14 protein-coding genes are annotated in these 17181 nt (G+C 70.6%); 3 read left to right on the top strand and 11 right to left on the bottom strand.

Features of this window, described 5'->3' with window-relative positions:
* Positions 1–13: 13 nt before the first annotated feature.
* Positions 14–1321, bottom strand: coding sequence for an aminotransferase family protein (locus BLA60_RS06805; protein WP_075131863.1), 1308 nt, complete (start codon positions 1319–1321; stop codon positions 14–16).
* Between the two features lie 307 nt (positions 1322–1628).
* On the opposite strand from BLA60_RS06805, the gene BLA60_RS06800 reads away from it, so the two are divergent.
* Positions 1629–3191 carry an MFS transporter gene (locus BLA60_RS06800; protein WP_075131862.1) on the top strand — a complete coding sequence of 521 codons (1563 nt, stop codon included), beginning with the start codon at positions 1629–1631 and terminating at the stop codon, positions 3189–3191.
* A gap of 26 nt (positions 3192–3217) precedes the next feature.
* Positions 3218–3940 (top strand): winged helix-turn-helix transcriptional regulator, encoded by a 723-nt coding sequence (locus BLA60_RS06795; protein ID WP_245811849.1) that lies wholly within the window; start codon positions 3218–3220, stop codon positions 3938–3940.
* A gap of 48 nt (positions 3941–3988) precedes the next feature.
* On the opposite strand, the gene BLA60_RS06790 is transcribed toward BLA60_RS06795, so the two are convergent.
* From BLA60_RS06790 to BLA60_RS06750, 10 genes are all read right to left on the bottom strand, one after another.
* Positions 3989–5218: a cytochrome P450 gene (locus BLA60_RS06790; protein WP_075131861.1), complete on the bottom strand. Its 1230-nt coding sequence runs from the start codon at positions 5216–5218 to the stop codon at positions 3989–3991.
* A 1-nt stretch (position 5219) separates the two neighbouring features.
* On the bottom strand, positions 5220–6221 hold the full coding sequence (locus BLA60_RS06785) for a methyltransferase (RefSeq protein ID WP_075131860.1): 1002 nt from the start codon (positions 6219–6221) through the stop codon (positions 5220–5222).
* A gap of 40 nt (positions 6222–6261) precedes the next feature.
* Positions 6262–7497 (bottom strand): MFS transporter, encoded by a 1236-nt coding sequence (locus BLA60_RS06780; RefSeq protein ID WP_084734738.1) that lies wholly within the window; start codon positions 7495–7497, stop codon positions 6262–6264.
* Positions 7498–7560: 63 nt separating this feature from the next.
* Positions 7561–8004: a nitroreductase/quinone reductase family protein gene (locus BLA60_RS06775; RefSeq protein ID WP_075131858.1), complete on the bottom strand. Its 444-nt coding sequence runs from the start codon at positions 8002–8004 to the stop codon at positions 7561–7563.
* Between the two features lie 98 nt (positions 8005–8102).
* The gene (locus tag BLA60_RS06770; RefSeq protein WP_245811848.1) at positions 8103–9653 is read right to left on the bottom strand and encodes a benzoate-CoA ligase family protein; all 1551 of its coding nucleotides are present in this window, start codon (positions 9651–9653) and stop codon (positions 8103–8105) included.
* Positions 9634–9870, bottom strand: a complete 237-nt coding sequence (locus BLA60_RS43045; protein WP_154814176.1) for a DUF6052 family protein — start codon at positions 9868–9870, stop codon at positions 9634–9636. Before BLA60_RS43045 ends, BLA60_RS06770 begins: the two co-directional genes overlap by 20 nt.
* Complete coding sequence (locus tag BLA60_RS06765) at positions 9857–11164, bottom strand: phenylacetate--CoA ligase family protein (protein ID WP_075131857.1); 1308 nt, start codon at positions 11162–11164, stop codon at positions 9857–9859. Before BLA60_RS06765 ends, BLA60_RS43045 begins: the two co-directional genes overlap by 14 nt.
* On the bottom strand, positions 11165–12922 hold the full coding sequence (locus tag BLA60_RS06760; RefSeq protein WP_075131856.1) for an FAD-dependent monooxygenase: 1758 nt from the start codon (positions 12920–12922) through the stop codon (positions 11165–11167).
* Positions 12923–13113: 191 nt separating this feature from the next.
* A complete protein-coding gene (locus tag BLA60_RS06755; protein ID WP_075131855.1) occupies positions 13114–13914 on the bottom strand; it encodes an alpha/beta fold hydrolase in 801 nt (266 codons plus the stop codon).
* Between the two features lie 16 nt (positions 13915–13930).
* Positions 13931–15313 carry an FAD-binding oxidoreductase gene (locus BLA60_RS06750; RefSeq protein WP_075131854.1) on the bottom strand — a complete coding sequence of 461 codons (1383 nt, stop codon included), beginning with the start codon at positions 15311–15313 and terminating at the stop codon, positions 13931–13933.
* 313 nt (positions 15314–15626) lie between these two features.
* Between BLA60_RS06750 and BLA60_RS06745 the strand changes: the two genes are divergently transcribed.
* Positions 15627–17180 (top strand): class I SAM-dependent methyltransferase, encoded by a 1554-nt coding sequence (locus BLA60_RS06745; RefSeq protein ID WP_075131853.1) that lies wholly within the window; start codon positions 15627–15629, stop codon positions 17178–17180.
* The last annotated feature ends 1 nt before the right edge of the window (position 17181 follow it).

Here is a 17181-nt window from a genome sequence, read left to right as displayed (position 1 = left end):
GTCAGCCGAAGACTCAGCCGAAGACCTCGTCGAGGGCGTCGCCGAGCACCAGGCACAGCTCGTCGGCGTCGGCCTCGGTGGTCACGTAGGCCGGGGCCATGGCCAGGTAGTCGTCGTCGCCGCGGATGATCACGCCACGGCGCAGGCAGGCCTGGGCCACCAGCGCGCCGACGCCCCGGTTGTCCGGGTCGGGGAACTTCGCGCCGATCAGCAGGCCGGTGGTGTGCACGGTGCCCCGGTCGCCGACCAGCTCGCGCACCCTCGGGTGCAGCACGGCGGCCAGGTCGTTGATCTTGCGCTGGAACCCGCCCTCGCGGAAGTGGGTGACCGCGGCCAGGCCGGCGGCGGAGGTCAGCGGGTTGGCGGCATAGGTGTGGCTGGGCGCGAAGGCCCGCGATCCCTTGTGCCCCTGGAGAAGCTCGGAGATGTGCTCGGTGATCAGCAGCGCGGCCATCGGCGAGTAGCCGCCGGACAGGCCCTTGCCGACGCACAGCAGGTCCGGGGTGACGTCGTAGGTCTGGGCGGCGAAGGCGTTGCCGGTGCGGCCGAAACCGGTGACGATCTCGTCGAAGATCAGCAGCACGTTGTGCTTGTCGCAGACCTCGCGCAGGCGGGCCAGGTAGCCGGGCGGCGGCGGGGCCATGGCGTGCAGGTAGCTCAGCGGCTCGACGATCAGCGCGGCGACCGAGTCCGGGCCGGCGGCCTGGATCGTCTGGTCCATCAGCGTCGCGGCCATCTCGGCCGACTCCGACGCCGGGATGCCCATGTCGGCCTCGAGGGCGCCGGGGGTCCAGCTGTGCAGCATGCCGGGGATGCCGGCGCCGAACACGTTCATGCCGGGGTGGCCGCTGACCGACATCGCGCCGAAGGTCGGGCCGTGGTAGCTGACGTGGTGGCTGATGACCCGCTGCTTGCTGGGCGCACCCTTGATGAAGTGGTAGAGCCGGGCGAGCCGGATGGCGGCCTCGATGGCCTCCGAGCCGCCGCTGACCAGCTTGACCGACTTGACGCCATCGGGCGCCAGGTCGACCAGCGCGTCGGCCAGGGCGTAGGCGTTGCGGTTGGTGCCGTGCAGCGGCGGGTTGAACTGGAGCTTGCGCAGCTGCGCGGTCATCGCGTCGATGATCGGCTGGCAGTCGTAGCCGAAGCAGCTGACGAACACGCCGGACATGGCGTCGAGGTAGCTGCGGCCGGCCGCGTCGAACAGCCGCACCCCCTTGCCCGACTCGAACAGGATCGACTCGTCCGAGAGCGGCATTTCCAGGCAGAGCGCCGAGAGATCGGCCGGCCAGGGCGAGTTGGCGTGGGATTGGTCAACCATGGGACCTGTCTCCTCGGTTGTCGCTGCTGTTGGCACTGGCGGGCGGACACCCTGGGTCCCCGCGGGCACACCGAACTCGATGGTGGCACCGGCGCGCGCGGGCGGTCTTCTCCCTGCGTGCGCTGCGCGGAGGGCTTCGCACAGCCGGAGATGTCCTGGCCGGAGAACCGCTCAAGAATTCCAGCCAGGAACAACCGGTCGTGGTCGTGAACTCCTCCGCCGCCCGACTCGCGCCAACGAGCCCGCCGACGGCAGCCACGTGATCGAGGTGGGCGGCCGGGCCCGCCTCCGACAGAGAGGATCGGGGATGACCGCCCAAGCAGCCAGTGCCGGGAAGCGGGAGTGGACCGGCCTGGCGGTCCTGGCCCTGACCGCGATGCTGATCTCGTTCGACCTGTTCGCGTTGCTGTTGGCCCTGCCGCACCTGAGCGCGGACCTCGGCGCGGACGGCATCGAACAGCTGTGGATCATGGACATCTACGGCTTCCTGGTCGGCGGTTTCCTGATCACCATGGGTGGCCTGGGTGACCGGATCGGCCGGCGGCGGCTGCTGCTGGTCGGCGCCGCCGGTTTCGGGGCGGCGTCGGTGCTCGCGGCGTACTCGACGAGCCCGGAGATGCTGATCGCCGCCAGGGCCCTGCTCGGCCTGGCCGGCGCCACGCTGGCCCCCTCGACGCTCGCCCTGATCAGCAACATGTTCCACGACGCGCGCCAACGCGGCCTGGCGATCGGCATCTGGGGCGGGTTCTTCACCGTCGGCGCGATCCTCGGCCCGATCGCCGGCGGCTTCATGCTGACCCACTTCTGGTGGGGTTCGGTGTTCCTGCTGGCGGTGCCGGTGATGGTGGCGCTGCTGGCGTTCGGCCCGACGCTGCTGCCGGAGTACCGCAACCCCGACGCCGGGCGGCTGGACCTGATCAGCGCGGTGATGTCGCTGGCGGCGATCCTGCCGTTGATCTACGGGGTGAAGGAGCTGGCCAAGGTCGGGGTCGAGCCGCTGCCGGTGGTGGCGCTGGCGGTCGGGGTGCTGTTCGCGGTGCTGTTCCTGCGCCGCCAGCGCCGGTTGGCCGACCCGCTGCTTGACCTGACCCTGTTCCGGATCCTGGAGTTCCGGATCGGCCTGCTGAGTCTGCTGTCCTACAGCCTGTTCACCGGCGCGGTGATGCTGTTGATGGCCCAGTGGTACCAGTCGGTCGCCGACCTGACGCCCGTCCAGGCCGGTCTCGCGCTGGTGCCCGGCATGGCGGCGTCCTCCCTCAGTTCGACCGTCGCCCCGATCCTGGCCCGCCGCTTCCGCCCCGCGATGATCATCGGTGTCGGTCTGCTGGTCACGACCGGTGCCCTGGTCTGGTTCACCACCGTCGGGCCGGGGACCTCGCCGGTGGTCCCGATGATCGCCTTCGCCCTGTGGGCGGCCGGTGGCGCGCCGCTCACGGCGCTGGGCATGGGCCTGGTCATCGGCGCCACCCCGCCGGAGAAGGCCGGCTCGGCGTCGGCGATGCCCCAGGTCAGCAATGAGATCGGCGCCGCACTGGGCTTCGCCGTGTTGGGCACGGTGGCCACCGCCGTCTACCGGTCCCAGATGGCCGACACCGTGCCGGCCGGCCTGCCGGCCTCGGCGGTCGAGGCGGCCAACGACAGCGTCGCCGGCGCCGCCGGCCTGGGCGGGGCGTTGCTCGACCCGGCGCGGGCCGCGTTCAGCACCGGCCTTGGCGTGGTGGCCTGGATCGCCGCCGTGGTCATGGCCGGCACCGCGATCATGATCATGGTCAAGCTCCGGGCCGTGCCCCCGCTGGGCGCGGGCGGCACCGAACCGGCCGATTCGCAGGACGAGACACCGGTGACGGACCAGGCCCGCGAGGCCGCCTGACCGGTACGACCCAGTGGAGGTTAGGCATGAGCGAGGTCCAGAGCACCGACTCGATGTTCGAGTTGGCCGAGTCGTCCCAACTCGAGGCGATCATGTCCGAACTGGAGTCGCTGACCAGTCGGAGCTACGGCCAGTACTGCGGCCTGGCCCGCGCGTTGGAGGTCGTCGGCGAGCGCTGGGCCCTGCTGGTGGTCCGTGATCTGCTGGTGCGGTCCCAGACCTACGCCGAGCTCCAACGCGGCCTGCCGAGGCTGCCGGTGGACATCCTGTCGACCCGGCTGCGCGAGCTGGAGTCGGCCGGCGTCGTCAGCCACACCGAGTCCCCCGACGGCCTCGTGTACGCCCTGACCCCCCTTGGCCTGGAGCTCGACGACATCCTGGTCCGCCTGGGCCGCTGGGGCGCGACGCTGCTGGGCGCCCCGTCGGGCGAGGAGATCGTCACCCCGTCCTCCCTGGTGATGGCCCTGCGCACCACCTTCCACCAGGAGATCGCCGCCGGGCTCCACGTCAGCTACGAGATCCACGTCGGCGACATCGTCCTCAACGCCCGGATCGACGACGGCGACCTGGCCGTCGGCACCGGCCCGCTGCCGGACGCGGACCTCGTCATCGAGGCCGGGCTGTCCCTGCGGGCCCTGATGGCCGCGGACATCACCCCCGAGGCGGCCCTGGCGGAGCAACTGGTGACGGTCACCGGAAACAGGGAACTGCTCACCACCTTCGTGGACCTGTTCCGCATCGGCGCCTGAAACCGGACCGAGGGGCAGGGCCAACGCCCTGCCCCTCGGTACCAACGCTCACGCGGCCCGCCGGGCCCCCACCACCACCGGCAGGGTCCGCAACCCACGGATCACCCAGCGATCCCGATACCCGGCGACCCCACCCAGGGCGATCCCCGGGAACCGCCGAACCAGCAACGGCAACGCGGTCCGAACCTCCAACCGCGCCAACGCCGCCCCCAGACAGAAATGCACTCCCCCACCGAAACTCAACGGCTGCCCCTCGGCCCGTTCGGGGTCGAACACGTTGGGAGAACCGAACTGCCCAGGATCCCGATTCCCGGCCGCCAACACCACCACCACCCGGGCACCGGCCGGAACGTCCACCCCGGCGATGGTGACATCTCTGGCCGCCCACCGGCTGGTCACGTGAACCGGCGGCTCGAACCGGGCCACCTCCTCCACGTACCCGTCCACGAAGGACTCGTCGTCGGCCAGGCGCCGCGCGTACTCGGGGCGGGACAGGGCCAGCAGCGCCCCGTCCCCCACCAGGAACGCCGTCGTCTCGAACCCGGCGGTGAGCAGCAACATCATGTTGCCCAGCAGCTCGTCGTAGCTCAGCTCCTCGGGCGAGGTGTCGTGCAGCCCCACCAGGCCGCTGACCAGGTCCCCCGCCGGACAGCCCCGCTTGCGCGAGACCAGGTCGACGAAGTACCCGGCCAGCTCGTCCATCGCCGCGTCCGCCTCGGCCAGCCCCGGCGGGTTGGTGAACCCGTCGGTCGCCACCGCGATCGACGTGGCCAGGTCACGGAACCAGGTGACCCGGTCCCCGTCGAACCCCAGCAGCGCGCTGACCACGGCGATCGGCAGCCGGGTGGCGAACTCGGCCATCAGGTCCACGGGGGACCCGTCACGCCCGAGTTCGGCGACCCGGTCGAACAGCGACGAGATCGTCTCGACGATCACCGGGGTCAGCCGGGCCACCTGCTGGGGCGTGAACTCGGTGTTCATCGTCCCCCGCTGCCGGCCGTGCCGGGGCGGGTTGGTGTAGAGCATCGAGTTGGTGAACGCCCGCACCGACGAGTGTTCCCGCCACCGCGGGTACACCCGGTCGAACGCGGTCCCGTCCTGCACCTGGAGCCGGGGATCGCGCAGGACCTGGGCACACTCGCGGTAGCCGACGGCGACGAACGTGCCGTCCTTCACCGGCACCAGGTTGCCGTGCCCACGCAACGCCTCGTAGTACGGGTACGGGTTGGCCCGTCCCTCGGGCGTGGCCAGCGCCTGGAAGGCCGCGAGCGCGTCCATGTCACGCCGCCCGTAACTCGATGATCGCCGACGGCCCGGCCTCGTACACCGCCGTGCGGCGCAGGCCGGCGCGTTCGGCGAGCGCGGTGAAGTCGGTGACCCCGCGTTCCCTGGCCGCGTAGAGGCACAGCATCCGCAGGTCCATGCCGGTGTGGGTGACCTCGCCGTCGCCGATGGACTCGATGACCAGGACCCGGCCGTCGGGGCCGGCGGCCTCGCCGCAGCGGCGCAGGATCGCCACCGACTCCTCGTCGGGCCAGTCGTGCAGGATCAGCGACAGCAGGTAGGCGTCGGCGCCGGCGGGCAGCGGGTCGAAGAAGCTGCCGGTGACGGCGTCGGCGCGGTCGTCGATGCCGGCCTCGGCGAAGGTCTCCTTGGCGGCGGCCGTCGCGTCGGCCAGGTCGACGACGGTGCCGCGCAGCCCAGGGGTGGCCGTCAGGATCGCGGTGATCAGCGAGCCGTCGCCGCCGCCGATGTCGGTGACGTGCCCCAGCGACGCCCAGTCGAACGCCGTGACGATGTGCGGTGAGCGGCCGGCCATGTCGGCGCCGTGCAGGTCGTGGAAGGACGCGGTGCGCACCGGGGAGGTCGCCATGTCGTCCCAGTAGGGCTGGCCGTAGCGCACCGGGAACGCGGCCTCACCGGTGCGCACGGTGTGCAGCAGTTCCACGAACGACAGCTCGCCCCAGCCCATGCCGTCGATGTCGAACCAGGCCCGCACCCGCGCCGGGTGGTCCTCGCGCAGCGGCTGGCTCAGCGGGGTGAGGTCGTAGCCGCCGTCCTCGGCGCGGGCGAACACGCCGCGTACGGCCAGGTAGCGCAGCAGCCGCTCCAGGGTGCCCTCGTGCGCGTCGCAGACCGGCGCCAGCTCGGCGGCGGTCCGCTTGCCGTCGGCGATGTGGTCGGCCACCCGTAAGGTCGCCGCGACCCGGATCGCCATCGGTGTGCCGAGCCCGGCCATCGACCACAACTTGGCAGCGCTTCCGTCCTCGTCGAAGTACATCGGACCTCCTGGGGTCTGGGAGTGTTGGGGACTGCCGGTCTCAGGCGGCGTCGTCGTGGACGACGCGTTCCTCGGTCCTGGGCGTGAGCTCGTGCACCTCGGAACTGACGTGCCGGGACCGCACCGGCACGAGCACCACCGCCACCGCACCCAGCAGGGCGACCGCGGCGAAGATCTGGAAGTTCACCGCGAAGCCGATGCCCGCCTGGGCGAGGTAGCCGCCGACCAGTGGGCCGGCCATGCCGCCGAGCCGGCCGAACCCGGAGGTCAGGCCGATCGACGTCGCCCTGATGTTCGGCGCGAAGTGCGTCGCGATGTGTCCGAACAGGACGATCTGGGTGCCGATCGTCGCGGCACCGGCGATGAAGATCACCACGTACAGCACGACGATCGGCAGTTTCACGCTGAGCAGGAAGATCGACGCGGTGGCCACCAGGAACGCCGCGGGCGTGACGAACCGTGGCCCGAGCCGGTCCGACAGCGCCGAGCCGACGACCGCGCCGACCACCGCACCGAGGTTGAGCACGAGCAGGAACACCAGCGCCGGGCCCAGCGCGTAGCCGGCCGAGCGCATCAGCTGCGGCAGCCAGGTGTTCAGCCCGTAGGACAGCAGCAGGCCGGCGAAGTTGGCGACCGCGAACAGTGCGAGCGCCACCGCCGCCCGACCGCGCATCGACCGGCCAAGCGCGGCCAGCCGACGCCTGGCCGCCTCGGTCCGGTCGGTGCGCACGAACGCCGGGGACTCCGGCAGCAGCCACAGGGCCAACGGCACCAGGGTCACCAGCGGCAGCGCACCGATGGCGAACATGAACCGGAAACCCAGTGGCTCCAGGAAGATCAGCGCCAGCACGGCGGCGGTCATGCCGCCGACGGCGTAGCCGGAGGTCACCAGCGCGTTGTTCAGGTTGCGCCGGCCGGCCGGGGCGGACTCGATGGTCAGCGCGATCACCGTCGGGGCGATCCCGCCGAGCCCGGCCCCGGCGATGAACCGGAACACGCCGAACAGCTCGGGGTTGGGCGCCACGGCACAGGCGAGCATGGCCGCCGAGAACAGCGTCAGGCAGCCGATGACCGTGCGCCGCCGGCCGACCAGGTCGGTGATCGTGCCGACCACGACGCCACCGATCAGCATGCCCAGCAGCGCGTAGCTGCCGATCAGTCCGATCTCGGCCGGGGTGAGCGCCCATTCGCTGTAGGCGAGCAACTCCGGCACGACCGACCCGTAGACGATGAGGTCGTAACCGTCGAACAGGATGATGAAGAAACACAGTCCCACCACGAGTAACGGACTGCGACCTCTGTCTGAGGTGGATCGGTCGGCCATCGTCGCTCCTCCGCGTCAGGCGGTCCTACGCTCCGAGGTGACGGTGCGCTCCAGCACCAGAACGGGAATCCGCCTGGTGGTCTTGGACTCGTACCGGCCGAGCAACTTGTTGGACGCGACCAGGTCGGCCCACAGCCGAGTACGTTCCTCACCCTCGAGCTCGGTCGCCCGAGCCTCGTAGCGCTCACCGAGGACCTCGACGGTGAGCACCGGGTTGGCCTGGAGGTTGTTGAACCACTGCGGGTGGTAGTCCAGGCCGGCGTTCGTCGCGGCGATCACGACACGGTCGCCGTCGTTGATGTAGGACACCGGGCTGACCCGGTCCTTGCCGGACTTGGCGCCCTTGGTGGTGATCAGTGCGAGCGGCTTGCCCTCGTAGTCCCCGCCGACAACGCCGTTGTTGGCGCGGAACTCCTCGATGATCGGCTTGTTGTACGCAAGGAAGTCGATCTTTCCCATTCGTTACCACCCGGTCCAGGTTGTACGGTCAGTGGATCTTGATCGGATCCACAGACTGGTACATCTGGCCGTACGTCACATCTTCGTCATTGCGTTCCTCACTCGACCGCTCGCAGAGCGTTGCGATCGATCTTCCCCGTCGGGGTCTCGGGAAGCGTGTCCACGAACCGGAACTCCTTGGGACACTTGCGCGCCGAGAGCCTGGCCTTCACGAACTGCCGCAGCTCGTCGCCGTCGACCCCGTTCCTGGCCACGACGAACGCGACCGTCGCCATGAGACCGTCGGCTGATGGCCGGCCGACGACCGCGGCGCTGACCACGTCCGGGTGGGTCGCCAGGCAGTTCTCGATCTCCGACGGCGCGACGTAGAGCCCGCTGACCTTCAACAGGTCGTCGGCCCGGCCACGGTAGTAGAAGTAGCCGTCGGCGTCCCGGGTGAACAGGTCGCTGGTCCGCAGCGTCCCGCGCTCCGGAAAGGACTGTGCGGTCTTCTCCGGCGCCTTCCAGTAGTCGATGGCCACCGGGGCGCCGGTGATCCGCAGGACGCCGACCTCGCCGTCGGGCAGCGGGTGGCCGTTGTCGTCGGTCACCGTGGCCTCGTAGTGCGGGATGACCCGGCCGAGGCTGCCGACCCGGACCTCGCCCGGCCGGTTGCAGATGACCGCGTTGAACGACTCGGTCGACCCGACGCAGTCCAGCAGCTCGACACCGAAGGTGTCCTGCCACCGGCGGTGCAGCTCGGGCGGCAGCTGTTCGCCGGCGGACAGGCACATCCGCACCGAGCTGAGGTCCACTGAGGACGCGTCCGGGTGGGCGAGCATCGCCTTGATCATCGTCGGCACGTTGACCAGCACGGTCGGTCGGTGCCGCTCGGTCAGCTCGAAGATCCGCTCCGGGGTGCTACGCTCGGGGAACAGGATGCCGGAGGCGCCGGCGCCCATCGCGTAGAGCGCGACCACGTCGCGGGCCCAGCCGGAGAACAACTTGGGCACCGGCAGGACGACGTCGTCCGGACCGAGGTCGAGCACGTCCCTGGCGTACCACAGGTAGCTCAGCCACGGGCTGCGGGCGGCGTGCCGGCACGCCTTGGGCTTGCCGGTGCTGCCGGTGGTGAGCTTCCACATCACCACGTCGTCGGCGTTGGTCGGGCTGGGCTCCAGCTCCGTCGACCGACCGTCCACCAGCGCGGCGAAGTCGTGCTCGCCGGAACGCAGCGGCGTGACGGGATCCAGAACGACCATTGTGGACGCTCCGGCCTCGCGCATCGTCGTGACCAGGCTGCCGTCCACGACCACGATGGACGGTTCCAGGTAGTTCACGTGGTAGCGGTGTTCGGCCGGCGTGAGAAAGTTGTACACGTCGACGGTGATCGCGCCGATCCGCTGGGCGGCGTACCAGGTCGCGACGTACTCGATGCCGTCGCGCACCGCGAGCAGCACCCGGTCCCCCCGACCGACCCCCAGTCCGCGCAACGCGTTGCCGACCTGGTTGACCAGCGCGCGCAGCTCCGCGTAGCTGGTCGCCCCGTCCGCGGTGAGCAGCGCGGTGCGCTCACCGGGAATCGGGTCGAGGAACCGCCGCGACAGGTTGTAGTCCGAGTCCTCGAACCACTCGGGTAACTCGACCTGGTCATCTGTTATGACTGACACTGGACACTCCCTTCTCTTCCCCCTCGTCGAGCCAGCGATGGCTGTACATCTCGAACTCCATCGCCTGCCCGTCCATGGCGACGTGCACCTCGGCGACCGCGGCCCGTGCCGCGGCGCGCACCGAGGGCACCGCACAGTTCTCGGCCAGCTCGTGCAGCGTCGCGTAGCACTCGCGCAACTGCCGCTGCTCCCGGCCGGTCAGCTCACCGCTCGTCATGGAAACGCACCGCCTTCGCCTCGAAACGGGGAAGCGCGCCGGCCGCCACCAGCTCGACGCGCGGTTGCAGACCGATCGACTGCTTGATCTCGGCGCCGATGCGCTGGGCCAGGTCGGCCCGCGCGGTGGCCAGGTCCCACGGCTCGACCCGCAGCACCATCACGTCCAGTCCCCGGTCGGCGCGCAGCACGGTCTGGAACTCCCGCACCTCGGCGAAGCCGCGTACCACGTCCTCGACCATCACCGGCGTCACCGAGATGCCGCGGATCTTGCGCATGTCGTCGGCGCGGCCGATGATGCCGCCCTCGTAGAGGTCCCAGGTGCGCCCGCACGGGCACTCGTGCCACGGCCGCCGCACCACGATGTCCTCGGTCCAGTACCGGAAGATCTGCCAGCCCTCCCGGCCGAGGCCGGTCATCACCCGCACGCCGCGTTCCCCGTAACCGACCGGTTGTCTGGTCTCGGGGTGCAGCACCTCCTCGATGGCGGCCGGCTCGATGATGTGGAAGTTGTTCCGGTTGGCCGGGCACTCGAAGGTGAACACGGTCGCCAGTTCGGTCATCCCGGCCACGTCGTACACCCGTGCGCCGAAACCTTCCTCGATCGCCCGGACCGTCGCCTGTGGACGCGGCTCGGCGCCGGTGACCACGACCCGCAGGTTGCCCTCGGTGGCCAGGTCGATGCCCATGTCCTTGGCGGTCTCCAGCAGCCGCAGGGCGTAGGTCGGGGTGCAGCCCATGACCTCGATCTGGTAGTCCACGAGCACCCGCACGCGCGCGGCGGAGTCCATCGACCCGGTCGGCAGGACCGTGCAGCCCAGGCGCATCATGGCGTCCTGAAGCCCCCAGAACCCGATGAACAGGCCGTAGCCGAAGGCGGCGATGCCGCGCATGCCCGAGCGGACGCCGTAGGCGTGCAGCAGGGTGCACCACTGGTCGACCGCCCAGGTCCAGTCGCGGAGCGTGTCGAAGGTCCGCAGTGGAGTGTTGCCGCTGGTACCGCTGGTCTGGTGGAAGCGGATGCCGGCGGCCGGGTCGATCGAGGGCAGCAGGCCGAACGGCGGCGACACCTCCTCGGCGGCCACCAGGTCCTTCTTGGTCACCAACGGAACCCGGGCGGTGTAGTCCTCGAACGAGGAGATGTCCTCGGGTATGCGGTCTGACCAGAACTTCGAGTTTCGCGCCTGCGCCAGGGCCACCTGGAGCTTTCGCCATTGCCAGGCCGAAAGTTCCTCGCGGGGCATGGTCTCGGTTCGCGGGTTCCAGTACGGCTGGCCGCTGGGCAGGTTGCTCATTCACGCCTCCCGGACGGTGGATAAGTTCAGGTCGAAGCGCAGGACACACAGGTCGGTCCGGCCGGCCGCGATCGCGGTGTCCGCGGCGTCGAGCGTGCGCAGCGCGTCGTCGACGATCACGGTGAGGCCGGTCTCGTTGCGCACGGCGTCGGCGGCCTGCAGGACCTGCCCTGGCCGGGGTGGGTCCCCGGCCGTGGGTCGCAACAGCACGACGTCGGTCTCGGACAGTTGCAGGGTCCTCGCCAGCTCGACGAGGGCCTCGGTCGCGGCGACGGTGTCGCAGCCGGCGGACAGGCCGAGCACGGTGCCCACCGGCAGCTCGGCCGGCCAGTGCGCGCGCAGCACGGCCAGCTCACCGGCCGGCGGCAGCGCCAGCAGCGCGCCGACCGGACGGGCCGACAGGTCCAGCAGCGCCAGGTGGTGGCCGGCGGCCCGCGCGGCCGCGAGGCCGGGCTCCAGGCCGGTGGCGGCCACGACCGTTGCGCTGGGCCGGCCGGGGGCCGGCGGCACGTCGAGCAGCAGGCCGACGCCCTCGGTCGGCTCGGTCGCCACGACCCGGTTGGCCAGCTCCAGCCCGCCGATCCTGGCCGGGGCGAACACCGGCGACGGGGCGATGGCGGTCGGCGTGCCGGTGGCCCGGCCGTGGAACCAGGCGTTGAACCGGCGGATGAAGTCCGGGTCGCGCCGGGCGATGTCGGCGAAGGTGATGCGCCACGAGCGGGCGGTCAGCTGGTAGGCGAACTGGATCGGCTCGTAGTCCAGGTAGCGGCCGACGTTGTCGAAGTACCGCTCGGAGAGCAGGGCGGCGTCCTGGAACTGCTCGACCCGGTCCCGGCGGACCTTCTCGTACCTGGCCAGGGCGTCGGGCACGTCGTCGCGCTGGTCGCGCAGCTGGGCGGCCAGGGCGATGGCGTCCTCGATGGCCAGGCGGGTGCCGGAGCCGATCGACCAGTGCGCGGTGTGCGCGGCGTCGCCGATGAGCACGGTGTCGTCGGTGTGCCAGCTGGCGCAGCGCAGGTGGCGGAAGCGGCTCCAGGCCGGGCCACGGCGCATGATCGGCCGGCCGTCGAGGTGGTCGGCGAACACCCGCTCGCAGAACCGCATCGTCTCCTCGACGTCCATCGTGGACATTCCGGAGCTCTGCCAGGTCTCCTCGGAGACGTAGAAGATCAGCGAGCTCCACGACTGGCCGGACGGGTAGACGTAGGCCTGGAACAGGCCCCACTCGGTGTCGACGAAGATGTAGGCGAAGGTCGGCGCGGTGACCTCGACACCGAACCAGCCGTACCAGAACGAGCCCTGCTCGATCGCCGGGCCGAAGTCCTGCTCGTGCGCCGCGCGCACCGTGGAGTTGAGCCCGTCGGCGCCGACGACCAGGTCGGCGCCGGTGTGGTCGGCCGACTCCTGACCGTAGCGCAGTGACACCCCGAGTTCCTCGGCCCGTTCGCGCAGCACGGTGAGCAGCGCGTCCCGGCCGATGCCGTGGAACCGGTTGCCCTCCACCAGGTAGCGCGAGCCCCGGCAGCGGATCTCCACCTTGGTCCAGCTCGTGCCGACCCGCTCGATCCCGGCGAACACCTTAGGATCCACTGAGGACAGTTGGTCGAGTGAGCCCTCGGGGAACACCACAGCCCAGCCCGCGCTCGCGTCCGGCAGATCACGCTCGTACACGCGCACGTCGTCGGCGACCTCATCGTCGCGCAGGCGCGAGGCGAGGAAGAGACCAGCGGGGCCACCACCAACGATGTCGACGCGCATGCCAGCTCCTCGGCGTGAGTTCCAACAGGACTGTCGCGACCAGGGCCGCTTCAGTGCACTGGGATCCTCACACCAGGGTGGCGGGTCGGCATCTTCGGTCGTGCCCTTGTTGGTGACCCCTACCGCCCCCGAACGCACCTCAGGGCCGGCTCAGCACGCTGAGCCGACCCTGAGGGTGGGAAACCGTCGTGTCAGTCGGTGAAGTACTCCTGCAACACCGGCGCGATCGCGTCCACCGCGACCTCGTGGGTCTGGTCGGCCAGACCACGAACCTCGGCCGTGGACAGCAGCTCGCCCAGCGCGGCGGCACCGTTGTGCACCCACTGCTCGCTCGCCCCGCCGTAGAGCACCAGCGTCGGCGCGGACAGCGAGGTCCACCGGTCGGTGGGCAGCGGGTTGCCCGACATCAGGCCGTCCATGATCTCGCCGTCGTAGGGCATGGTGTTGCCGATGGCCTCCATGCCGGCGAAGAACGGCTCGTTGCGCATCTCCTGGACCATCTCGGCCGGCAGGAACACCGTCTCGGTCAGCGCGTAGGCGACCGCGTCACCCTTGCCACCGTCGGCCAGGATCCGCTTCACCTCGGCGAGGTAGTTGTCCGGGCGCGGCGGGTGCGTGTCGTCGACGATGAACGGCGGCTCGTAGATCGCCAGCTTCTTGATCGGCAGCCCGGCGGCGGCCGCGTCCAGCGACAGCACCCCGCCCGAGGACAGACCCAGGACGTAGGCCGAACCGCCGGCCTCCTCGATCACCGCCGCGAGATCCTCGATCTCGCGCTCCTTGGCGTAGGTGTCGCTGTCGCCGCTGCCACCCCGGCCACGGCGCTCGTAGGTGTAGACGGTGTGGTTGCCGGCCAGCTTGCTGCCCAGCTCGACCGACCACGGGTCGATGGCCCGGTAGACGAACAGCCCGTCCACCACGACCAGCGGCGGACCCTGGCCCACCTTCTCGAACGCGATCGTCGTGCCGTCCTTCGACGTCACAGTGCTCATGTGCTGATGGCCCTTCTCAGTTGTCGCCGGACGGCGGGATGTTGTTGTTGACGCGGAACAGGTTGCCGGGGTCGTAGGTCTGCTTGACCGACCGCAGCCGCGCCCAGGTCTGCTCGGAGTACGCCTCCCCGATCCTGGCGGCGCTGTCGTCCTCCAGGAAGTTCACGTACACCCCCGGCACGCCCTTCTGCAGCGTGACGGTGAAGTCGTCGACCCACGCGGCGTGCGTGTCGGCGTTCTCCAGATCCGAGTAGATGGACGCCAGGTTGAGCATGAAGTTGCGGCCACGGTGGCCGTAGGCGGTGGCGTCCTCGGCGACGTCGGCCGCGACCCCGCCACCGAGCGGACGGATCTGCACGGCCGCCATGTCGGCGGTCGAGGCGGCCAGCCGCTCCAGCATGATCTCGGCGTCGGCGAGATCGATGTCGTCCATGAACAGGTTGCGGGCGGCCGCGATCGGCAGCCAGTCGTCCTCTTCCTCCTCGTAGATGTTGGGGAAGGGGATCTGTTCGATCATGTCGGCGTAGGGCTCGGCCAGGTTGCGGAACGGCGCCAGCGCCTGTTCGGCGGCCTCGCCCTCGCCGGCGTAGACGAACATGGTCAGCATGACCGGCGTGCCGACCTTGTCCTCGGGGATGAACGGCATCTCCGGCGCCGCGAACATGTTCACGATGCTGGTCAGCGCGCGCGGCGCCTCCAGCGACAGCTTGGAGTAGCCGGCGATGGTCTCGGGCGTGGCCGGCAGCACCAGCAGTCCCGCGTAGACGGTGCTCAGCTCGTGCAGCCGGTACTTCATCCTGGTCAGCACGCCGAAGTTGCCGCCGCCGCCCCGGATCGCCCAGAACAGGTCGGGATCGTTGTCGGCGTCGACGACGCGCACCTGCCCGTCGGCGGTGACGATCTCGGCCGCCAGCAGGTGGTCGATGGTCAGGCCGTCCCTGCGGTACAGGTAGCCCACGCCGCCGCCGACGGTGATGCCGCCGAGGCCGACGCTGGGCGTGTCGCCGAAGCCCAGGGCCAGGCCGTGCTCGTGGGCGGCCTTGGTGAACTCGCCCGCGGTCAGGCCGGCCCCGGCCCACGCGGTCCGAGACTCCGGGTCGATGTCCAGCTCACGCAGCGACGCCAGGTGCAGCACGATGCCGCCGTTGGTCAACGCCCACGGGCTGTGCCCGCCGCTCTTGACGCCGAACGGCACGCCGCTGTCCCTGGCGATGGCCACGACCCGCGCCACGTCGGCCGCGTCGGCCGGCTGGACGACGACGTCGGGGCGCTGGTCCATCCCACCGAGGTAGACCTTGCACGCCTGCTCGAAGTCAGCGTCTCCCGGCACGAGCACCCGGCCCTCGACCGAGGCGCGCAGCCGGTCGACCGGCGTCGTGCCCTGGTTGTTCTCCGCCATGAAAGATCACCTCTAAGTCGTGATGGCAGCTGTCTGGCAAGGGCGGTCCTCGCCCCCTCACCTACGCGTCGCCCAGACCGGCGGCGAATCGACACCCTCGGCGGAAGTTTCTTCCTTCTCCCCCGCGACGAACGCGAGCCGGATCGTGACACTCGAGCGCGTCCATTCTGTCCCCGGCTGACCGTGGACGCTTCTCCGAACGTGCGCTGACCGGACGCGGCCCGCACCGCCGAAGATGCATTGCCGCAGGCCACGATGCGATTCTGCTCCTGGCCCGGTCTGCCTGTTCCCGTACTTGGGAGGTATCCCGAAAATGAGTTACTCCGCAGCCGACTCCGATGTCGCCGGCCTGGTTCGTTCGTTCACCGCGGCCACCGACGACACCCTGGACGCGGCATATCAGCGGCTTGTCGGCGCGGTGTGGAGCGACGGGAAGCTGACCGATCTCGCGCTCGACGCCGTCCCGGCGGTGATCTCCGCGCTGGACGACGCCGGCCAGGACCGCCAGGGCCACCTCGTCGTCCTCCTCGGCCTGCTCGCCGAGGCGGAGTACCCTCGACTCGACGGCCCGGTGGCCGCCGCGGTGCGCGCCGGCCTCGACCGCTACCTGGACATCGCGCGTGGCGGTGTCAGCGGTCAGCCGCTCACGCTGGCGGTGCTCTACCTGCTGGCCCACTTCCCCGCCGACCAGGACCGGATCCTGGCGGTCACCGACGAGCTGACGCTGTCCCCCGAGGAGCGGACCCGCCTGGTGCGCGGTCTGGCCGAGCTGGACCCGCAGCGCCCCGACCTGGGCAAGGTGTGGCCGGCCCCGTCGGCGTGGAACCTCGACGAGGAGGCCAACGCGCACGCCGAGGCCGCGCTGCGCAGCCTCAGCGCCGAGCAGATCCGGACGAACTGGGAGAACGACACCCGCACCGTCTGGGCCTACGCCGGACACATCGCCTACTGGGCGGTCAACAACGGCCCGCCGGCGGTCGTGCCGACGCCCGAGGACCCCGACTGGACGATCCCGCAGGTGCCGGCGCGTCCGCTGGACTCGGCGTTCGGTGACCGGGCCGGGCTGCTGCGCTGCCCGACCTGCCACGGCCCGATCGAGGTGCACGCCGAGAGCGCCCGCTGTGTCCCGTGCGCGACGACCTACCTGAGCGCCAACGGCATCCTCGACCTGTCGGCCGGGGTGCGCGACGGCCAGGAGGACGACGCGGCGACCGCCGACCTGCTGCAGAAGCTGGCCGAGATGCCCAAGATGGGCCTGTACTACGAGACGTTCCTGCGGCCGAACTACCTGCGTCTGGCCGGCACGAACATCGGCCACGAGATCACCCCGGAGATCGAGGACGCCTACATCGTCGAGCACCTGCGCGACACCGAGGGCCCGGTCGTCGACCTGGCGGCGGGTGCCGGCCGGTGGACCGAGGTCGTCGCCGGTGCCGTTGGCCCCGAGCGCCTGACCGCGGTGGACATGCTGGTGCCGATGCTCAACGTGCTGCGCGGGCGGCTGCCCGAGGTGCCGGCCGTGATGGGCACCGCGCTGAACCTGCCGTTCGCGGACGCGTCGGTGGGCGCGATCAACCTGTGGAACGCCCTGCAGGCCTTCCCGGACGACGCGGCGCAGGCCATCGCCGAGATCGGCCGCTGTCTGCGGCCAGGTGGCGTGCTGACGATGATGACGTTCCGGTGGAGCGACGACCCGGTCGCCCGGTACTTCCAGGCGTCGCACTTCTTCCCGAGCCGGCCGGCGGGTCACCTGCTGTTCGAGATGGAGCAGCTGCACCAGTGGCTGGCCGACGCCGGTCTGGTGGTGCGTGACCTGCGAGCCGACACCGGGACGTTCGTGTTCGTCACCGCGCAACGCTCGAGCTGAT

Origin of the sequence: Actinophytocola xinjiangensis, from assembly GCF_001921215.1 — a bacterium.
Classification (GTDB): domain Bacteria; phylum Actinomycetota; class Actinomycetes; order Mycobacteriales; family Pseudonocardiaceae; genus Actinophytocola; species Actinophytocola xinjiangensis.
This window is presented reverse-complemented; position numbering and strand designations above follow the sequence as displayed.